The sequence below is a fragment of the Clostridium sp. UMB9555A genome (assembly GCF_030222355.1).
Lineage (GTDB): Bacteria > Bacillota > Clostridia > Clostridiales > Clostridiaceae > Sarcina > Sarcina perfringens.
On record NZ_JASORQ010000002.1, the window covers coordinates 570,719 to 589,635 of the forward strand.

The following is an 18,917-nucleotide window of genomic DNA, read 5'->3' on the forward strand; positions in this document are numbered from 1 at the left end:
ATATGAGTTTAAACAAAAATTCTACTGGAATTAACTTATTATCTAAAGACAAATCAAAAGGAAACACCAAGGAAGACTATGTTGTAGCATTAGCTGGTAACCCCAATGTAGGTAAAAGTACAGTTTTTAATGCTCTAACTGGTTTAAATCAACATACTGGAAACTGGCCTGGAAAAACAGTAGCTAAAGCAGAAGGATACTATGAATTTAAGGATTCAACCATAAAGATAGTAGATTTACCTGGAACATACTCATTGCTATCAAATTCAGAGGAAGAAGAAATCGCAAGGGATTATATATGTTTTAATGATCCAGATATAGTTGTTGTGGTGGCTGATGCAACTTCCCTAGAAAGGAATCTAAACCTTTTTATACAAATATCTGAAATAACAGACAAGGCAATCCTCTGCGTAAACTTAACTGATGAAGCTGAAAAAAGAAACATAAAAATAGATTTAGATTTATTGTCAAAAGAACTAAACGCAAACCTTGTTTCCTCCTCTGCCAGAAATGGAATTGGCATAGAAGAATTAAAAGAAGCCATCTTTAGAGAAATCACCCTAAAAGATTCCAAAAAAAATGCAATAAATTATGATTCCCCTATAGAAAAAGCAATAGAAGAAATAGAAATCATACTAGATGAAGCCCTTGAAGTTCCTAAAAGAAAGAAAAGATGGATAGCCCTTAGAATTCTAGAAGGAAATACAAGCATCTTAAAATCCTTATACAATAAATATAATATTCAAGAAAAGTATATAAATATGATAAGTAAAATAAAAGCTGAGCTTAATAAAAATTATAAGGATCAATCAGTAGAAGATATAATCATAAAAACCATAATAAAAGAAGCTGAAAGAATAGGAAATAAGGTTGTTAAGGGTGGAGAAGAATATACTGACACCCAGAGAAAAATAGATAAAATACTTGTGTCAAAATCAACAGGAATACCTATTATGATAATGACCCTATTAGTTGTCTTATGGATAACCATAACCTTAGCAAATTACCCATCTGAAATGCTTGCTAATATGTTCGCCCATGGAGAAATTTACATTAGAGACTTCTTCTCTGGACTAAACTTACCTTCTTGGATATCAGGAATATTAATAGACGGCATTTATGTTACTTTAGCTTGGGTAATTTCAGTAATGCTACCTCCTATGGCAATTTTCTTCCCTATGTTTACTCTCTTAGAGGACTTAGGATATTTGCCAAGAATAGCATTTAACCTAGACAAATGTTTTAAGAAATGCTGTGCCTGTGGTAAACAAGCCCTTACCATGTGTATGGGACTTGGATGTAATGCAGCAGGAATCATAGGATGTAGAATAATTAACTCTCCTAGAGAAAGGATTATAGCTATATTAACCAATGCCTTTATGCCTTGTAATGGAAGATTCCCTATGCTAATTTCCATAGCAGCCATATTCATAGGTGGAATATCTGTAGGAATAAAAGAAAGCTTCATATCAGCCATTACAGTAACTGTAGTTATAATTTTAGGGGTTTTAATGACATTACTAGTATCAAAAATCCTATCAAAGACAATACTAAAAGGAATGCCTTCAAACTTTATATTAGAACTACCTCCATACAGAAAACCTCAAGTAGGAAAGGTCATAGTAAGATCAATATTTGATAGAACTCTCTATGTTTTAGGTAGAGCCATTGTAATTGCAGCTCCAGCAGGGGCAGTTATATGGATATTCTCTAATATAATGATTGGTGATTCTTCAATACTAACAATATGTGCTGACTATTTAAGCCCTCTTGCCAATGCCATAGGTGTAGATGGATATATATTAATGGCCTTTATCTTAGGATTACCAGCTAACGAAATTGTAATGCCTATAATAATAATGAGCTATTTAAAAGCCACCACAATGTTAGAATTAGATAACCTTTATGAGCTTAAAGAATTATTAGTTGCTAATGGATGGACAATCCTAACTGCAATTAATGTTATGATACTGTGCCTAATGCACTATCCTTGTGGTACAACTCTCTGGACAATTAAGCAGGAAACTAAGAGCTTTAAATGGACAGCCCTAAGTTTCCTAATCCCAACAGTGGCAGGAATAGTTATTTGCTTTATCACCACCCAGCTTTGGAGGCTCTTTGCTTAAAAACCTAAAAAAGCCAAATTTAATAAAAAAAACTTAAAACTAAAGAATTAAAAAGCCATAAAAAAATAAAACCATAAAACCTCAAATGGTTAGAATTCCAAAAACTTACTTTTAAATTAGAGCTTTGCTTGAAAAGGAAACCCATATTTTCTTTCAAGTAAATGCTCTATTTTAAATTAAAGCTAAGAAATTAACACAAAAGTGGACAATTAACTTGTCCACTTTATTTTTTTACACTCTCTGCAACAAATTGCTCTACCTCCTCAAAAGTAACCTGTCCACTTTCTTTAATTTCTCCAAACTTTTAATTTCTATATTTAATTGACATTATTTAAAATCAATAGCCTAAAATTATTATTTTTATAATTTATTTTTATTTTGTTAACTTCTTGGAAATAAGCGAAAGTTAAACTTTAATTAAATAAGTTCTCTCCTTTAAGTGAGGTTAATGATTTATTACTTTTTCTTAATTAGATTATTATGTAGAAATAAATTTTTTATGGAGGTATAAATGAAAGAAATAATAAATATTAAGGACAGATATAAAATATTAATAATATACTTTATTACTACAATTATTAGTATGATCATAGCTGGATTTCTTGTTGAGTATGATTATATTCAAAGTTGCTTAAGAAATTACTTATGGCCTTTAATTGCATTTACAATATCATTTTTAATACTAATAAGACTATTTAAGGTTAAATTTAAATCAGTATTAATTTTTTTAGGAATAATTATATTTCTACTTTTATTTATACTTCTAAACTTAGATTTTTTCGCTCTAGGTAGTGGAAATACACCTGATGGTGGGATATTTCCTAAAATGACTTTTATTGCTCTTTATACAACATTGCCATTTCAAGCTGTAATAAAAGTTTTAGATGGATACGATATATATAAATTCTCATATATAATGGTTCCAATATATATGTCATCATTAATTTTTCTTAGTTATATTACACTTAAATTCAAGGTTAAAAAACAAAGCAAATAAAATGCCAACTAAAAAGTAAAATAGATAGATAACTTATCCACTTTCATATAGAATCATGCCTCCTATATCTTATATAATAGAAATATGTAGGATTAAGGTATTTTGCTGTTTTAGGAGGTGAAAATATTGAAATCATTATTACAAATATTAGTACCAATATTCATGGCCTTATTCATTATGGGTTTCTTTGATAAAAAGAAAAAGAACAAAAAACATTAAGATTATTTATTTTTACTATTTAAATAAAAAAACTATCTAAGTAGAATTATTATTCTAGTTTTATATTATATTTAATTATAAACCTTATTTTTAAAAAAACTTATTTTAAAGGTGGTATATACTATGAATGTAGGTATGATAGCATGTTTAACCTTAGGCATATTTTTCTTAATCTTTTCAATCTGTTTTGCTATTTTAAAGGAAAAAGGTGCAATCCTTGTTAGTGGCTTCAACTCATTTTCCAAAGCTGAAAGGGAAAAATATGATCAAAAAAGAATAAGCCTAGATATGAGAAACTCTTTTTTCCTATGGGCAATGATTTTATTTATAGGGGCACTCTTATCCTATTTTGTAAGCCAATATTGTGCAATTATAGCCTTTATTATCTGGCTAATTCTCTTCTTCAAAGATGCTCACATTAGCGCAACAAAGGCCTTCGAAAAATATAAATTATAAATTTTACTTTTAAGTGTATAAAATTCTTATTTCTGTCTATAATCAAAATATAAAACACCAAGAAACTTTTTAAAGTTATAAATTAACTTTTATAAAACCACAATTTAACCTTATTTAGGTTGGTTTTATTACTCCTAAAATGACCAAAGACTAGTTAGTAAAAACTAACTAGTCTTTTTTATTGGTATCTATACTTTTCAATCCACTTTAAGAATTTAACTAAATATTTTCTATTAAAGCTCTAAATGCATTTCTCTCTTTTTAATTTACTTTAATCCTTAATCTTTTCTATTGTTTAATTTATTCTCTTATAGGATAGCATAAAAAACATTCAATATAGTTGACTAATTATTGTTTAGCCTTAGATCTATTTATAAAAAACCTTAAAATATAAAATCCTAAAATACAAGCTAATACTCTTAATACAGTTAAATCAAAATTAAAATGTCTAGGATAGAATATTAAACTAAAAAACAAAATAAATACTATAAATATCTTTAAGTTTGCTTTTAATGAATTGCATTTGTTTATTACTATAGGAATTAATATACCAAAAGGAATAAATAACATTAATATAAAAGACTGATCTAATATGTAAAGTTCTTCGTATATAGGCCCCTTATAGTTTATAATATGTTTTACCAAATTAATTGAAAATCTAAAAGGAATATAGCTTGATTCCAAAAGATCACTACCCATACCAGCTGTGTGAGAAATACACTTTATTAAAAATCCAGAATAAATTACTACAAATATAATAGCTAGTATTCTATTAAGAGTCAAATACTTCTTAACTGAACTTTCTTTTATTGATGTAATAAGCTCATCTAATTCTATTGAATCCAATGCTTTTTTCTGCGCCTCTTCCTCTGAAAATCCTTCCTCTAAGAAGTCTTTTTTCATCTCTTCAGCATTATCAAGTAGTTGCATTTTTAACTCTTCCAATTCCTTTTGTGACATATCAAGTTTATTTAACTTATAGTCCAAAACCTCATTTAACCTCATCCTTCTCTCCTCCTAAAAACTTTTAATCAATTTTTCAATGAGCGAAAAATCTTTAAGCTTTAAGTCTAATTCTCTTTTTCCCTCTTCAGTAATCTCATAATATTTTCGCTTTTTCTTTGAATTTTCAAATTCAACAAAATAATGCTTAATTAATTCTTTCTCTTCTAATCTCTTCAAAGCTGGATATAATGTTCCTTCCCCAATTATCAAGGCATCTTCACTCAAATTTTTTATTGTCTTAGAAATTTCATATCCATACATAGCATTATTCTTTAATAAAGATAATAAAATTATTTCTAAAGATCCCTTTAATATCTCTCTGTCCAAGCCATCACTCCTTTTAGCATAAAATTAATAAATCTTAAGTTTATACTCTTTAAAAATTTCCAATCATCAAATGAGCTTTTAATAAAGATTTATTAAACTGCCTCTTTAAATCTCTTACCCTAAGAAAATTATTCTACAGTAAAATATTCTCAAGTTAATTTTATCCAAATATACATCGCTTTACAAGGTATTTTCCAAGATTATTTCTCTTAAATTTTCCTTATGACTAAATAAATTTTATTCAATTTATATATTATTGAAATTATAAGCCATAAATTCTGTATAATAAAAACATAAACTATTGGACAAGTTTATTTAATTTTACAAAAAATATAATCTTCACAAAGGAGGAATTTTAATGTCTAAAAATCAAATTGAACTTATAACAGCATTAATTTTATTATTATTATATTTAATCGCTCTTATAGTATTAAGGTTTGGATTTAAAATCAAAAGAAATCTAAAACTAGAAGGTAAGATAAGAAAAACCTTACCAAAGGCCTACAGCTATATCTACATATTTTTATTAATTGTAGGCTTTGCAGAATATGTATTTTTAAAAGGGAAAATAAACTTACTCTTAATAGTACTTTTAGGTGATCAACTAATATTATCAAGTAGACTTTTAAAAGAAACTAAAAATTCAAAGGAAAAATACTATGACTATTTTTCCATAGGCTTTAGCTCAATAGCTATAGTTTTATTAATAATAAATATGATATTTTTTTAGGAAATAAAAGACCTTTATAAGATTTATAAATATTTATAAATTTTATGTTTTTCTAAGCTTAATTGGGTTAATTTTATTTTGGAAGGTATAATTTATGAAGAAAAAAACAGCAGAATATATTAATGTACTAGGAAAGTTTTGTGGAAAAAGAGACATTCCTTCTTTAAGAAAAGAAGAACTAGAAAAGAAGTTTGGTATATATCAAGCTGATGTATTGGTACTCTTTGGTGGAAGCATCCTCTGTGGAGGTGACCTTTTAGCAGAAGGAATTAAAAATAATATTGCTAAAAAGTATGTAATTGTTGGAGGTGCTGGTCATACAACAGAAGTATTGCGTAAGAAAATGCATTCTCAACTTCTAAATGTAGACACATCAAAATTAACAGAGGCTGAAATTTTTGATGAATACTTAAAATACAAATATAATTTGAAAGCAGATTTATTAGAATGCAACTCCACAAATTGTGGTAATAATATTACATATCTTTTAGAACTATTAAAGGAAAATAACATGGAGTTTAATAGCATAATAATAATGCAAGATGCAACTATGCAACACCGTATGGAAGCTGGACTTCGTAAATATGTTTCTAGTGATGTTAAGATTATAAACTTTGCTACCTACAATGCAAAAGTAATCCTTAAAGATGATGAACTTGCTTATGAAAATGATATTTTAGGAATGTGGGACATTAATCATTATATAACTCTTCTAATGGGTGAAATTCCAAGATTATCTGATAATTCAGATGGATATGGCCCTAAAGGAAAAGCTTTTATTGCACATGTTCATATACCTGATGAGGTTAATCTAGCATTTTCAGAGCTTAATAAAGAATTTAAGGGAATGGTTCGTACTGCAAACCCATTATACGCTTCAAAAGATTCAGCAGACTCTAACAAGTATGTTACTAGTTTATAGTTTCCTTGAATAATTAAAAGATTTTAGGATTAGGGAGGCAATTTACATAATATATGTTAAATACTTGAAATTGAACCCTTATATATTATATACTCAAATAAATGAATAACTGTAAAATATTGTGCAAATAATAGATAACTATGAAATATATTTTTGGGTATAAAAGGGAGGTAGCAATAATGAAAATAGTTTTTATGGGGACTCCTGATTTTGCAGTTCCCTCATTGAAGAAAATGATAGAGAAATTTAATGTAAGTGCCATTGTAACACAACCTGATAAGCCAAGTGGAAGGGGTAAAAAGGTATCAATTTCACCAATCAAAGAGGTCGGACTATCTAATCAAATTCCAATTTTTCAGCCTGAAAAAATAAGAACAGACTCTGTAATCATTAATAAATTAAAAGAATTAAAACCTGATTTTATTATTGTTGTAGCATATGGTCAAATATTAACTAAGGAGATACTTGACATACCAAGACTAGGATGTATTTGTCTACATGCCTCTCTCCTTCCAATGTATAGGGGATCAGCACCAATAAATTGGTGTTTAATAAATGGAGGAACAAAAATTGGAAATACAACCATACTAATGGATACTGGTATAGATACAGGTGATATGCTTATGAGAAGTGAGGTTGACATATCTGAATCTATGACAGCAGGAGAATTATACAATTTATTAAAAATAAACGGTGCTGAACTATTAGAATAAACAATAAATGGAATTATCACAGGTAAAATTTGTGGAATAAAACAACAGAGTGATGGAAGTTCTTATGTAAAGATGTTAAACAAACAAATGGCAAAGATTAATTGGAATGATAGTAGTATTAAAATACATAATTTAATAAGAGGATTGAGTTCTTGGCCATATAAAAATATAAACTCATGGCCAACTGCTTACACTTACTATAAAGATATTCCAGTTAAAATATTCAAATCCAAGTCATTAGAGGCAAATATTATTGACCCGCCTGGTTATATCATAGATGCAAATGATGAAGGAATTAAAGTGGCTACTAAGAACGGTATTCTGATTATAGAAATATTACAATTTCCAGGTGGAAAACCTCTTGAGGTAAAAGAATTTTTAAAAGGAAATAAAATAGAAAAAGGCATTATATTATCCTAAGCATAATTAATAGGCTATATAAGAGTAAAATATTATTATTACTTCGTAATATTCTTAATAAGACTACAATATTATGATTGTTGATTAGTAATATTCTTAAGTGGTAGAAGGGTGAGAAAATGTACATTAAGGGAACTTGTTAAAAGTTCCCCTAAAAAATTACATACTATCAACACTATTCTTAAACATAGCCAGAAATAAAACTCTAAAGATTTATAAGTTTTATATAAAAGTTTTGATACATCACCTTTTATTAAATCTTAATTCTAAAATGTTATTTTAAAAGAGCATTTCTTAAGCCAAGTAGGACTAACCCCTATTTTCTTTGCTATTTTTTCACTAATTCCAAAGGAATTATCTATTTCCAAGATATAAGAAGCTTCTCCTTTGCTTAAAGAATTTTCTTCTAAACTTCCCTTCTCTTCCCATTTATTAGAAGCCTTAAGTTCCTGCACCTTATTAACTAAGCCGTCAAAATCATCTATCCACAGAAATTCATTTTGTGAATTTACATTTTCACTCCACTTAATCTCTAAAGTCTTATCTCCCTTTAGTTCTACTTTTCCCTCATCATTAAGATTCATTTCCTCAATAGCTATATTAGTATAGAATGAAAAGTCATTTCCATCTTCAACCTCTATCTTTAAAGAATTTATATTAAGCTCATGATGCAGGTAATTTGCTATCTCTTCGAGTTGCTCCCTAACTATATACTCATGAAACTTACTAGCCTCCAAAAGATAATTTTCTCTAGCTTTCTTAGGATGACTTATGTAATATTTCTTCTTTGCAACCCATCTATCCCCCAAAGGATTATAAAACTTCTCAAGTTCCTCTTCCTTATCTATAAAATAAAGATTTCCCTCCAAATAAAAGTCCTCTATTCCTCTCATTAAGTTACCAATTGAATAAAAAGAATTAGTTTTTCCTCCTATAGGAAAATTGCTCCTCTTATCACTACTAAAATTTCTTCCTGTTATTCCTGTATTAATTTTGTATATTCTAACATCCATTCTCTAATCCTCACCTTAATGTTTTATCTTACTAGTTAAATATCAATCTTTATTTTATCTTTATTAATATATCTATATATAATATCTAAAAAATCCTTTTTCTCTTCTTCACTTTTAAAAGCATCATTTGGAAGCACAATTGCTCTTAATTCATCTATAAAAATAAATATATACTTATCAATAATACTAACCTTCTGTACTCCATTCCATTTCAACTTTAAAAGTATATTCTCATCTTCATGCACTATTCCCTTTTCGTCTAAAGTTAATATATTATCTTTCACTCCTCCATGAGAAACAATACTACTAAGGTTTCTAAGAAATTGTCTCTTATGCACAAACTTCAAAATAAAAGGTACTAATATCACCAAAAATACTGACAAAGTTAAGAAAAATATAAACAATGTCATGTCTGCTTTGTAAATACCAGCAAAACTTAAATATGAAAACATAATATAAATAGGAAATAAAACTTGCAAAATTTTTATTTTCATTTGAATAGTCCTATCATTTTCAAAAATATAAGTACTAAGTGCAATTAAATCATCAAAAGTATTTTTATAGTTTATAGTCATAAATTCCCCCTAAAAATAATACTATCCCTTTTATTTTCATATAATTAAAACGCTTTCTTTAAATATACCATGTGAATTAATTACTTTCCACCTTCATAAATTGATTTATAATAATTATCTAAAAAAATTCTTAACTCTATTAAACTCTATAAAATCACACCATCTACTTATCAATATTGTAAAACTTGGAATAAATTTATAAATCGTGCTATTATAAAACATATAAATTAATCAAAAACTGTCCTATGACAATTTATAAGAATTAATATTTAAATAACTATTTTATAAAAATTAATATTGTCAACATAGTCATTATTGAAGAAATGGAGTGTAAAATGAAAATACATTTTAAGAAATTTGAAAGGAATTACTATAATGATATCTGCAACTTTTTAGTTGAAATATCTAAAAATAATCATAGGCATATCAATTGGAATTGGGCTAGATGGGAATGGATGTTTTTCCATCCAGAGTTTAATCGAGACTTAATAGATAAAATTGGATTATGGTTTTTAGATGAAAAGTTAATTGCTTTAGCAACATATGATCATTATTTAGGAGAAGGATTTTTTGCAACCAAAGAAGGATTTAATGAATTACAAAAAGAAGTATTAGAATATGCAGTTAATAATTTTAGTGATGAAAATGGTTTAGGAATTGCTGTAAATGATATAGATAGTAAAACTTTAAAGCTATTAAAAGATAACAATTTTTTAAGAAATGAGCAGACTGAAAATATACTTGAACTTAAACTAGATGAAGTGAATTTTAATTTAGAACCTATTACTGGTATAACTTTTAAAAGCATTGATATAGAAAAAGACTTTTATAAACACCATGAGTTGTTATGGAAAGGATTTAATCATGAAGGACAAGCACCTTTAGATGAAGATACTATTAATAAGCAAAAGTTAATGTTATCAGCCCCACATTTAAATCCTCTACTACATGTGGTAGCTAAAAATAAATGTAATGAATATGTTGCATACTGTGGTCTATGGTTTAATGATAAAACTGATTATGTCTATGTTGAACCAGTATGTACTATTCCAGAATATCGTAATAAAGGAATTGCTAGAATGGTTCTTATGGAATCCCTTAAAAGAGCTTATAGTTTAGGAGCTAAAAAAGCATATGTTATTTCAGATAGTGATTTTTATAAATCCCTAGGCTTTAAACAACATTCACATTATACTTTCTATTGGTATAATAGATAACTTTTAGTCTAATATGTTAAAGCTTTTATTATAATTTTCTACTCTAATTTAAAGTAAAATTATTAACCTTAAAAAGAAACTATAAAAAATAGATAGGCTAATTAGCCTATCTACTATTTTAAATGTGCTTTTTAATTTATACTTTAACCTACAATCTCTTAAGAGTTTGTTCTATTTTGAGCAATACTTACTTTTAATTTATTAAAAGTTATAACTTAATTAATTTTCATAGGAAATTAAAATTTTTCTATTAGTCATATAAATGACACGCAACGAAGTGCTCCTTCTCTACTTCCTTTAACTTAGGTTGCTCTTTAAAACAGATATCATTTGCATATTTGCATCTACTTGCAAATCTACATCCTAGTTTTGGATTTATAGGACTACTTACCTCACCTTCTAGAACTATCCTATCAGTTCTCTTTTCATTGCGATATTCAGGTAATGGTATAGATGACATAAGTGCTTTAGTGTATGGATGCAATGGATGTTCATACACATTAATACTTCCGGAAATCTCTACAATATTTCCAAGGTACATAACCCCAACCTTGTCTGATATATGTCTTACCATTGATAAGTCGTGAGCAATAAAAAGATATGTTAATCCCATTCTTCTTTGTAAATTAATTAATAAGTTTACAACCTGTGCTTGAATCGAAACATCAAGAGCTGAAATTGGTTCATCACATACAATAAATTTAGGTTCAACTGCAAGTGCTCTTGCTATTCCTATACGTTGTCTTTGTCCACCTGAAAACTCATGGGCAAATCTTGATGCATGCTCCTTATTAAGTCCAACAAGTTCTAATAACTCATATATCTTTTTTGTTCTCTCTTCCCCAGTATATAACTTATGTATATCTATGCCTTCTGCTATAATATCGCCAACTGTCATACGAGGATTTAATGAAGCATATGGATCCTGGAAAATCATTTGACATATTCTAGAGTTTGCTCTTTTTTCTTTATTACTTAAATTAGTAATATTCTTTCCATCTAATATAATTTCTCCACCTGTCACATCATAAAGTCCCATTATAGTTCTTCCACAAGTTGTTTTTCCACATCCTGACTCCCCAACTAATCCTAATGTTTCTCCTTTATTTATGGTAAAACTAACTCCATCCACAGCCTTTAGTGTCTTATCTTTTCCTATTTTAAAATATTTCTTTAAATCCTTAACCTCTAAAAGTACTTCTTTTCCCATTAGCTTAAACTCCTTTCTTTAAAGGTGATTCGACCTTTGGTGCATTCTTGTGCATAAGCCAACAGTTTACCCTATGAGAATTTGTAATAGTTGTTTCTTCCGGCATATTTTCCTTGCATATTTCCATTGCATATTCACATCTTGCTGCAAATGGACATCCAACTGGTGGATTTAATAAATCTGGTGGTGTTCCACTTATTGAATATAATTCTCCTTTATGTTTAGTATCCAAAGTTGGCATAGACTGTAGTAACGCCCAAGTGTATGGGTGCTTTGCATCAGTAAATATATCTTCAACTGATCCTCTTTCAACTATTATTCCTGCATACATTACTTGTATCTTATCTGAAAACTCTGCAACAATACCTAAATCATGAGTTATAAGAATTACAGATGTCTCAAGCTTTTCTTTTAAATCATCTATAAGATTCATAATTTGTGCCTGAATAGTTACATCTAAAGCAGTTGTAGGTTCATCTGCTATTAATATCTTAGGATTACAAGCAAGCGCCATAGCAATCATCATTCTTTGTCTCATTCCACCTGAAAATTCAAATGGATACTGATTAATCCTACTTTCAGCATTAGTAATATTAACTAATTTCAATAATCTAATAGCCTCTTCTATAGCCTCTTTTTTATCCATATTCCTGTGTATTTTAAGAACTTCAATTATCTGCTTTCCTAATTTCATTGTTGGATTTAGAGAGGTCATAGGATCTTGGAAAATCATACTTATCTCCCCTCCTCTTAGTTTTTGAAGTTCCTTTTTATTTAAAGCTAATACATCTTGTCCATTAAATATAATCTTTGAATTTTTATCTATTTCAGCTGATGGAGTTGGTAGCAATCTCATTAATGATTTAGCTGTTATACTTTTACCACATCCTGATTCTCCAACTATAGCTAAAGTTTCTCCAGCCTCTAAATTAAAGCTAATTCCTCTGACTGCTTTAATCTCTCCAGCATAAGTGTGAAACATTACTTTTAAGTCTTTTACTTCAAGTATCTTTGACATTTCTTTTCCTCCTATACCTAAACAATTTATTGTCTTAATTTAGGATCTAGTGCATCTCTTAATCCATCACCTAATAAGTTAAATGCTAACATTGTTATAGCAATAGCTAGTGATGGGAATATAAGCTGATTTGGATAAAATAACATAACCTGTTGCCCTGCTGATGCCATAGCACCCCAACTAGTTTCTGGAGGTTGAATTCCAAGTCCTATAAAACTTAAAAATGCCTCAGCAAATATATAGCTTGGTATATCAAAAGTTATATAAACTATTATTATTCCAAGTGAATTTGGTATCATATGTTTAAATATAATCCAAAGTGGGCTTGCGCCTAAAGTTTTTGCTGCCATTACATATTCTGATTTCTTAAGCTGCATAACTTGTCCACGAACCATTCTTGCAATCCCAGTCCATCCAGTAATACATAATGCAATCAAAAGTGGAAGTATCCCATTTCCAAGCCTTACTGCAATTAATATAACTATGATTAAATATGGAATACTATTTAATATTTCAACAATTCTCATCATTACACTATCTACAGGTCCATCAAAATATCCACTTATACTACCATAGATTATTCCAATTAAACATTCAATCACTGTACCAACAAAAGCAATAATTAAAGATACTCTACCACCAACCCATAATCTATCAAATAAATCTCTTCCAAGATTATCTGTTCCAAAAAGATGTTTTATTGAAGACCCTTCATTCATCTCACCAATATTTTGAACAGTATAATTTTGACCTGCTATCATTGGTTGAATTACACACATCAATACAAGTACTATTAAAACTATTAACGATAATAGTGCTACTTTATTTCTCTTAAGTCTTCTCCAGGCATCTTGCCAATATGTTAAATTAGGTCTTACAATACGTTCCGACTTTGTTTTATCTATACCTACAAATCTAAATTTATCTCTACTTATTTCTACCATACAAATCCCCTACTTTCCATCAATCTTAATACGCGGATCTATAACACTATATAAAATATCAACAATTAATATTGAAAGAATATAAAGGGCTGAAAAGAAAACAGTTAAGCCCATTATGATGTTATAGTCCTTAGCATATATTGCATCAATTAAAGCATTTCCTATACCTGGTATAGCAAATATTTTTTCAATTACAACTGTTCCTGTAATTATTGTTGCTATTTGAGGACCCAATATAGTTATTATTGGCAATATAGCATTCCTTAAAATATGTTTTATAGAAATAGCAAATGAAGACAATCCCTTTGCCTTAGCTGTTAAGATGTAATCTTGACTTATAACCTCTAATACTGATGCTCTCATATATCTTGCATATGTTGCTATTCCTGCAAAACTTAATGCTATTGTAGGTAAAATTGTAAATTTAAATTGTTCTATAAATTGCATTGAACTATCATACCATCCTGCAATAGGTATTCCATCTGTTCCTCCTATAGTTAATTGTATTAATGTTGCTAAAACAAAACTTGGTATTGATACACCAAGTATTGCTATAAACATAACCACATAATCTACAGGAGTTTCTTTTTTAAACCCTGCTAAAATTCCAAGTAATACACCAATAACTAATCCAAAAGCTACTGATTGTAATCCTATTCTAGCTGATGCTGGAAAATTATCCTTTAATTTATCCTCTACACCAGTTCCTGGTGTTACAAATGAATCTCCTAAATCTCCTTTTAAAAGATTTTTCATGTATATTACATATCTTTCATTGACAGGTTTATCTAATCCATATTTAATTTCCATATTTTTAGCAACTTCTTTAGGTAATTTTTTTGCCTGAGATGTTATTGGATTTCCTGGCATACTGTTCATTAAGAAAAATGTTGCAGTAATTATTACAAATAGAGTAACTATCATTAAAGCCAGTCTTTTTAAAAGATACTTAACCATTTGATTCTCCTCCTTAAGCTTTTATGTTACTTTTCAATTGATGTCCATCTTAATTGCTCTACTCCTCCAAACTTAAGAAGTTGTAACCCTTTTACATTCTTCTTTTGGAACGAATGAACATCTCCATAGCTTATAGGAACTCCAACTGGATCCTTTACTACTTCTATTTGCTCGATTTCTTTATACATCTCAATTCTCTTCTTATTATCTGTTTCTGTTTTTAATTTTTCTAATAATTCATTTACTCTCGCATCATCATATTTTCCTGAATTATTTGGATTTGATTTATAAAATATATTAAGAAATGTTATTGGATCATTAAAATCTGCGTTCCATCCTTCAGCCGTAATTTCAAAATCTCCACTTTGTTTTTTAGTTAAAAAGTCTGAGAAATCTGCTGAAGTTACTAATTCTATATTAACTCCAAGCTTTTGTTTCCATGTATTTTGCATAAATTCACCTTGACTCTTTGAGGCTGAATCACTAGATGATAACAATAGCTTAAAAGTATGTTTTGATGGATCTGGATCTACTCCAGCTTCTTTTAATCCTTCAATTAATAATTGTTTTGGATTTTCGTTTATAACTTCTTTTAAAGGTTGTTCTACCTTATCCCTATAATCAATTCCTTCAGAAGTTATTCCTTGTGGAATAAGTCCATATGCTGGAACTCCTCTCTTTAATATATCTTTAGTATATCCTTCTCTATTAAACGCAATTGATAAAGCAAGTCTTACCTTAGGATTTTTTAAAGCTTTATTTTCACCATTTAAATTATATAAAGAATATGATACATTTGGTGAACTTCCAGTAACCTCATTCCACTTTCCATCCTTTGTACCTTGTTGAAGTTTAGCTAAATATTCTCCACTTCCGCCAATTGCATCTAATTGATTATTCTCAAACATTTGATATATAGTACTTGGTTCTTTAACTTCCATAAAATCTACTTCATTTAACTTTATATCTTTAGCATCCCAGTAATTAGGATTTTTCTTTAATTCAATTTTAGAACCCTTTTGCCAAGTTGCTACTGTAAATGGTCCACTATAAACCAGTTTTGATGGATCACTACCATATTTATCTCCTTGTGCCTCTACCACATCTTCTCTTTGAGGTGCTAAAACTGAGTTTGCAACCAACTGATCAAAGTATGGTACCGGATTTTCAAGGGTAACAACTAGTGTATTATCATCTATTGCCTTTATTCCAACATCTTCACTCTTAACCTTACCATTAAAATATTCCTTAGCATTCTTTACATCAAATAAAAAAAAGGAATACTCTGCTCCAACCTTAGGATTCAACAGTCTTTTCCATGCATACTCAAAATCCTTTGCAGTAAGATTCTTGCCATCACTCCATTTTAATCCTTTTCTTAAATGAAATGTGTATGTCTTCTCATCATCACTTTTATCATAAGATTCTGCTGCCCCAGGTACCGGTTTATTATTGTTATATATTAGTAATGTTTCTTGAGTACTTTGGACTATGTTAGATGAATATAAATCAGCTGTCTTAACAGAATCCATTGTTTTTATCGATTGGCTAACTAACCTCAATGTCCCATTATCTACTGATTCTTGATTGGATTTATTTCCTCCACAGCCTACAAATAATGATGCAGTAACCCCAAGCATCAACATTGTAATAATTAATTTTTTCTTTTGCATTTTAATGCCCCCATTTCTTATTGCTGATATTTTGTTTAAAATAATACGACTCAATTATGTATTTTTTGTGAATTTTTATAAGATTAAATATTTAAAATATTTAAAAAATTTTAATATTTATCTATTTTAAAATAATATAAATATTTTTAATTACGTATTTCAGATACGCTTAACTAGCATTAAATTATAAAAGCTTGCTCTTTTAATATTTTGTTTTTAATAATAGTCAAAGTTGTAAATCTCCCTTAATTAAATTATACTTTCTTAATATACAATTTTTAATAATGCTTGTATTCTTAATTAATGGGATACTAAGCCAGCTTACTAAAGTTTTTGAAAATGATTTAAATTTATTAATATGATAAAATAATAATAATATACAAAAAACTTTGAAAGGAGAACAAAAATGACACCAGAAGAATTACTAAAAGAAGCTAATTTACTTCAAGAAACTATTGTTTCAAACAGAAGATATTTACACTCACATGCTGAAACAGGATTTGATTTAAAAAACACTCTTGCCTTTGTAAAAAAAGAGTTAATTGATATGGGATATGAGCCAATAGAATGTGGAAAAGCAGGACTTATTGCTTTAGCAGGTGGAAAAAAGGAAGGAAAGGTATTCTTAATCAGAGGTGACATGGATGCCTTACCAATTAAAGAAGAATCAGATGTTGAGTTTTCTTGCCAAAGTGGAAAAATGCATGCCTGTGGCCATGATATGCACACATCTATGATGCTTGGTGCTGCAAGATTATTAAAAAAACATGAGGATGAAATTGAAGGAACTGTTAAACTTATGTTCCAACCTGCTGAGGAAATTTTTGAAGGTTCTAAGGATATGATTAAAGCAGGAGTATTAGAAAATCCAAAGGTTGATCAGGCACTAATGATTCATGTAATGGCAGGAATGCCTTTTAATGCAGGTACTGTTATTGTTCCTGTACCTGGAATTGGAGCTCCAGCTGCTGATTATTTTGAAATAAAGGTTCAAGGAAAAGGATGTCATGGTTCTATGCCTAACACTGGAGTTGACCCACTTAATGTAGCTGCTCACATTTTAATCGCATTACAAGAAATTCATGCTAGAGAACTTGCCATAAGCGATCAAGCAATTTTAACAATTGGAACAATGAATGCTGGTATTGCTGCCAATGTAATCCCTGACACAGCTACTATGGGAGGAACTATTCGTACTTTTGATGAAGAAACACGCTCATTTATAAAAGAAAGAATTGAAGAAATTACAGAATATACTGCAAAATCCTTTAGAGCTTCAGCTGAGGTAATTTGGGGAAGCGGATGCCCAACCTTAGTTAACGATAAAGACTTAACTATATGCTCTGAAAAATACATAAAAGAACTTTTAGGGGAAGATAAAACATTCTCTGTTGCCAAACTAAATGCTATGGCTGGAAATCAAAAATCTGCTAAAACCTCTGGCTCAGAAGACTTTGCTTACATAAGCCAAAAAATCCCTGCTATCATGTTAGTTTTAGCTGCTGGAAACCCAGACAAAGGATATCCATACCCACAACACCACCCAATGGTTAAATTCGACGAAGAAGTTTTATCTAGTGGTAGTGCAGTTTACGCCTACACAGCAATGCGTTGGCTTCAAGACCATAAATAAATTTTAATATAAGAATTTTACAAGAGATTGTAGAGAACTTTGTTTTCACACAAAATTCCCTACAATCTCTTTTACTACAAAGATTCATAATTTCATGTTATTAAACTTTATCTTATTATAAAGACATCATCCTAGATAAATTTTTGTATTTAATGAATTCATCTTCAATATATTTCTCATATAACTTATCTTTACTATAAAAAAGATCTAATAAACTATCCCTATTTAAAGATTCAGCCTCATATATTCTTTCTATATTAAAATCCTCTTTATTTTTTAATAAAATTGCCTCATATAAAGTTTGTTCTTTGCATTCTTTACTCCTAATAAGAGAATAAAAACTTCTGCTATACTCAAACAAAACTTTTAATTCACCTTTATCACCTTCATAAATTTCTTTAATCTCAATATCATAATTTATATTCTTTTTTTCAGAGTTTTCTCTAAGGTTTACCCAAAACCTTTTTTCATATATATACAATAATCTCTCATCAGTCATAGTAAAGAACATTCCAACATTAGATGTGTCAATAGAATCACCTATTTCCCTATCAAAGTTTTCAAACCTAAAAAAGTTTTTAAAAAAAATCTCAATCTTTGCTTTTAAGCTTTCATCATTTATAATCAAGTATTTCCCACTTTTATTTGATAAAGTTATAGATACTACTAATATACTGACTATGATTAAAACAAATATCACACGCGAAAAATTAACTCTCCTATTCACCTATTACCCCCTAGATAAATTACTAAACCCAATAA

At 28.9% G+C, this 18,917-nt stretch carries 17 protein-coding genes and 1 pseudogene; 8 read left to right on the forward strand and 10 right to left on the reverse strand.

The genetic code is table 11. From position 1 onward, the window contains the following. Nucleotides 1-2 precede the first annotated feature (2 nt). The 3 genes from feoB to QP548_RS07860 all read left to right on the forward strand — a co-directional run bounded on the left by feoB (nt 3) and on the right by QP548_RS07860 (nt 3,798). Nucleotides 3-2,126 (forward strand): ferrous iron transport protein B, encoded by a 2,124-nt coding sequence (feoB, locus tag QP548_RS07850; RefSeq protein WP_061427112.1) that lies wholly within the window; start codon nt 3-5, stop codon nt 2,124-2,126. Between the two features lie 511 nt (nt 2,127-2,637). Then, a complete protein-coding gene (locus tag QP548_RS07855) occupies nt 2,638-3,123 on the forward strand; it encodes a hypothetical protein (protein ID WP_061427110.1) in 486 nt (161 codons plus the stop codon). A gap of 342 nt (nt 3,124-3,465) precedes the next feature. After that, nucleotides 3,466-3,798, forward strand: coding sequence for a DUF3784 domain-containing protein (locus QP548_RS07860; protein ID WP_061427108.1), 333 nt, complete (start codon nt 3,466-3,468; stop codon nt 3,796-3,798). Nucleotides 3,799-4,146: 348 nt separating this feature from the next. Here QP548_RS07860 and QP548_RS07865 read toward each other — a convergent pair whose 3' ends face one another. Beyond that, nucleotides 4,147-4,803 carry a hypothetical protein gene (locus QP548_RS07865; protein WP_061427106.1) on the reverse strand — a complete coding sequence of 219 codons (657 nt, stop codon included), beginning with the start codon at nt 4,801-4,803 and terminating at the stop codon, nt 4,147-4,149. A 12-nt stretch (nt 4,804-4,815) separates the two neighbouring features. Further along, nucleotides 4,816-5,130, reverse strand: coding sequence for a PadR family transcriptional regulator (locus QP548_RS07870; RefSeq protein ID WP_003462151.1), 315 nt, complete (start codon nt 5,128-5,130; stop codon nt 4,816-4,818). A gap of 358 nt (nt 5,131-5,488) precedes the next feature. Between QP548_RS07870 and QP548_RS07875 the strand changes: the two genes are divergently transcribed. The 3 genes and pseudogenes from QP548_RS07875 to fmt all read left to right on the forward strand — a co-directional run bounded on the left by QP548_RS07875 (nt 5,489) and on the right by fmt (nt 7,915). Beyond that, on the forward strand, nt 5,489-5,860 hold the full coding sequence (locus tag QP548_RS07875; RefSeq protein ID WP_061427104.1) for a hypothetical protein: 372 nt from the start codon (nt 5,489-5,491) through the stop codon (nt 5,858-5,860). Between the two features lie 94 nt (nt 5,861-5,954). Then, complete coding sequence (locus QP548_RS07880) at nt 5,955-6,782, forward strand: hypothetical protein (protein ID WP_061427102.1); 828 nt, start codon at nt 5,955-5,957, stop codon at nt 6,780-6,782. A 179-nt stretch (nt 6,783-6,961) separates the two neighbouring features. Beyond that, nucleotides 6,962-7,915 (forward strand): annotated as a pseudogene (gene fmt / locus QP548_RS07885) (methionyl-tRNA formyltransferase). A 266-nt stretch (nt 7,916-8,181) separates the two neighbouring features. Here the strand turns inward: fmt and QP548_RS07890 are convergent. Together QP548_RS07890 and QP548_RS07895 are read right to left on the reverse strand one after the other, a co-directional pair. Then, complete coding sequence (locus tag QP548_RS07890) at nt 8,182-8,928, reverse strand: hypothetical protein (RefSeq protein WP_061427100.1); 747 nt, start codon at nt 8,926-8,928, stop codon at nt 8,182-8,184. A gap of 35 nt (nt 8,929-8,963) precedes the next feature. Then, on the reverse strand, nt 8,964-9,503 hold the full coding sequence (locus tag QP548_RS07895) for a YcxB family protein (RefSeq protein WP_003453822.1): 540 nt from the start codon (nt 9,501-9,503) through the stop codon (nt 8,964-8,966). A 335-nt stretch (nt 9,504-9,838) separates the two neighbouring features. On the opposite strand from QP548_RS07895, the gene QP548_RS07900 reads away from it, so the two are divergent. After that, the gene (locus QP548_RS07900; RefSeq protein ID WP_061427098.1) at nt 9,839-10,720 is read left to right on the forward strand and encodes a GNAT family N-acetyltransferase; all 882 of its coding nucleotides are present in this window, start codon (nt 9,839-9,841) and stop codon (nt 10,718-10,720) included. 250 nt (nt 10,721-10,970) lie between these two features. Here the strand turns inward: QP548_RS07900 and QP548_RS07905 are convergent, their stop codons facing one another. The 5 genes from QP548_RS07905 to QP548_RS07925 are packed head-to-tail and all read right to left on the reverse strand — an operon-like array spanning nt 10,971 to nt 16,522. Continuing rightward, nucleotides 10,971-11,930, reverse strand: coding sequence for an ABC transporter ATP-binding protein (locus tag QP548_RS07905; RefSeq protein ID WP_061427096.1), 960 nt, complete (start codon nt 11,928-11,930; stop codon nt 10,971-10,973). Nucleotides 11,931-11,934: 4 nt separating this feature from the next. After that, a complete protein-coding gene (locus tag QP548_RS07910; RefSeq protein WP_061427094.1) occupies nt 11,935-12,948 on the reverse strand; it encodes an ABC transporter ATP-binding protein in 1,014 nt (337 codons plus the stop codon). 26 nt (nt 12,949-12,974) lie between these two features. Continuing rightward, nucleotides 12,975-13,892: an ABC transporter permease gene (locus QP548_RS07915; RefSeq protein WP_061427092.1), complete on the reverse strand. Its 918-nt coding sequence runs from the start codon at nt 13,890-13,892 to the stop codon at nt 12,975-12,977. A gap of 9 nt (nt 13,893-13,901) precedes the next feature. After that, nucleotides 13,902-14,849 carry an ABC transporter permease gene (locus QP548_RS07920; protein ID WP_061427090.1) on the reverse strand — a complete coding sequence of 316 codons (948 nt, stop codon included), beginning with the start codon at nt 14,847-14,849 and terminating at the stop codon, nt 13,902-13,904. A gap of 26 nt (nt 14,850-14,875) precedes the next feature. Beyond that, complete coding sequence (locus QP548_RS07925) at nt 14,876-16,522, reverse strand: peptide ABC transporter substrate-binding protein (RefSeq protein ID WP_061427088.1); 1,647 nt, start codon at nt 16,520-16,522, stop codon at nt 14,876-14,878. A 406-nt stretch (nt 16,523-16,928) separates the two neighbouring features. Between QP548_RS07925 and QP548_RS07930 the strand changes: the two genes are divergently transcribed. Further along, nucleotides 16,929-18,155 carry a M20 metallopeptidase family protein gene (locus tag QP548_RS07930; RefSeq protein ID WP_061427086.1) on the forward strand — a complete coding sequence of 409 codons (1,227 nt, stop codon included), beginning with the start codon at nt 16,929-16,931 and terminating at the stop codon, nt 18,153-18,155. 115 nt (nt 18,156-18,270) lie between these two features. Here QP548_RS07930 and QP548_RS07935 read toward each other — a convergent pair whose 3' ends face one another. After that, entirely contained in the window at nt 18,271-18,882 is a 612-nt protein-coding gene (locus tag QP548_RS07935) for a hypothetical protein (RefSeq protein ID WP_061427084.1), read from the reverse strand. Nucleotides 18,883-18,917: the final 35 nt, after the last annotated feature.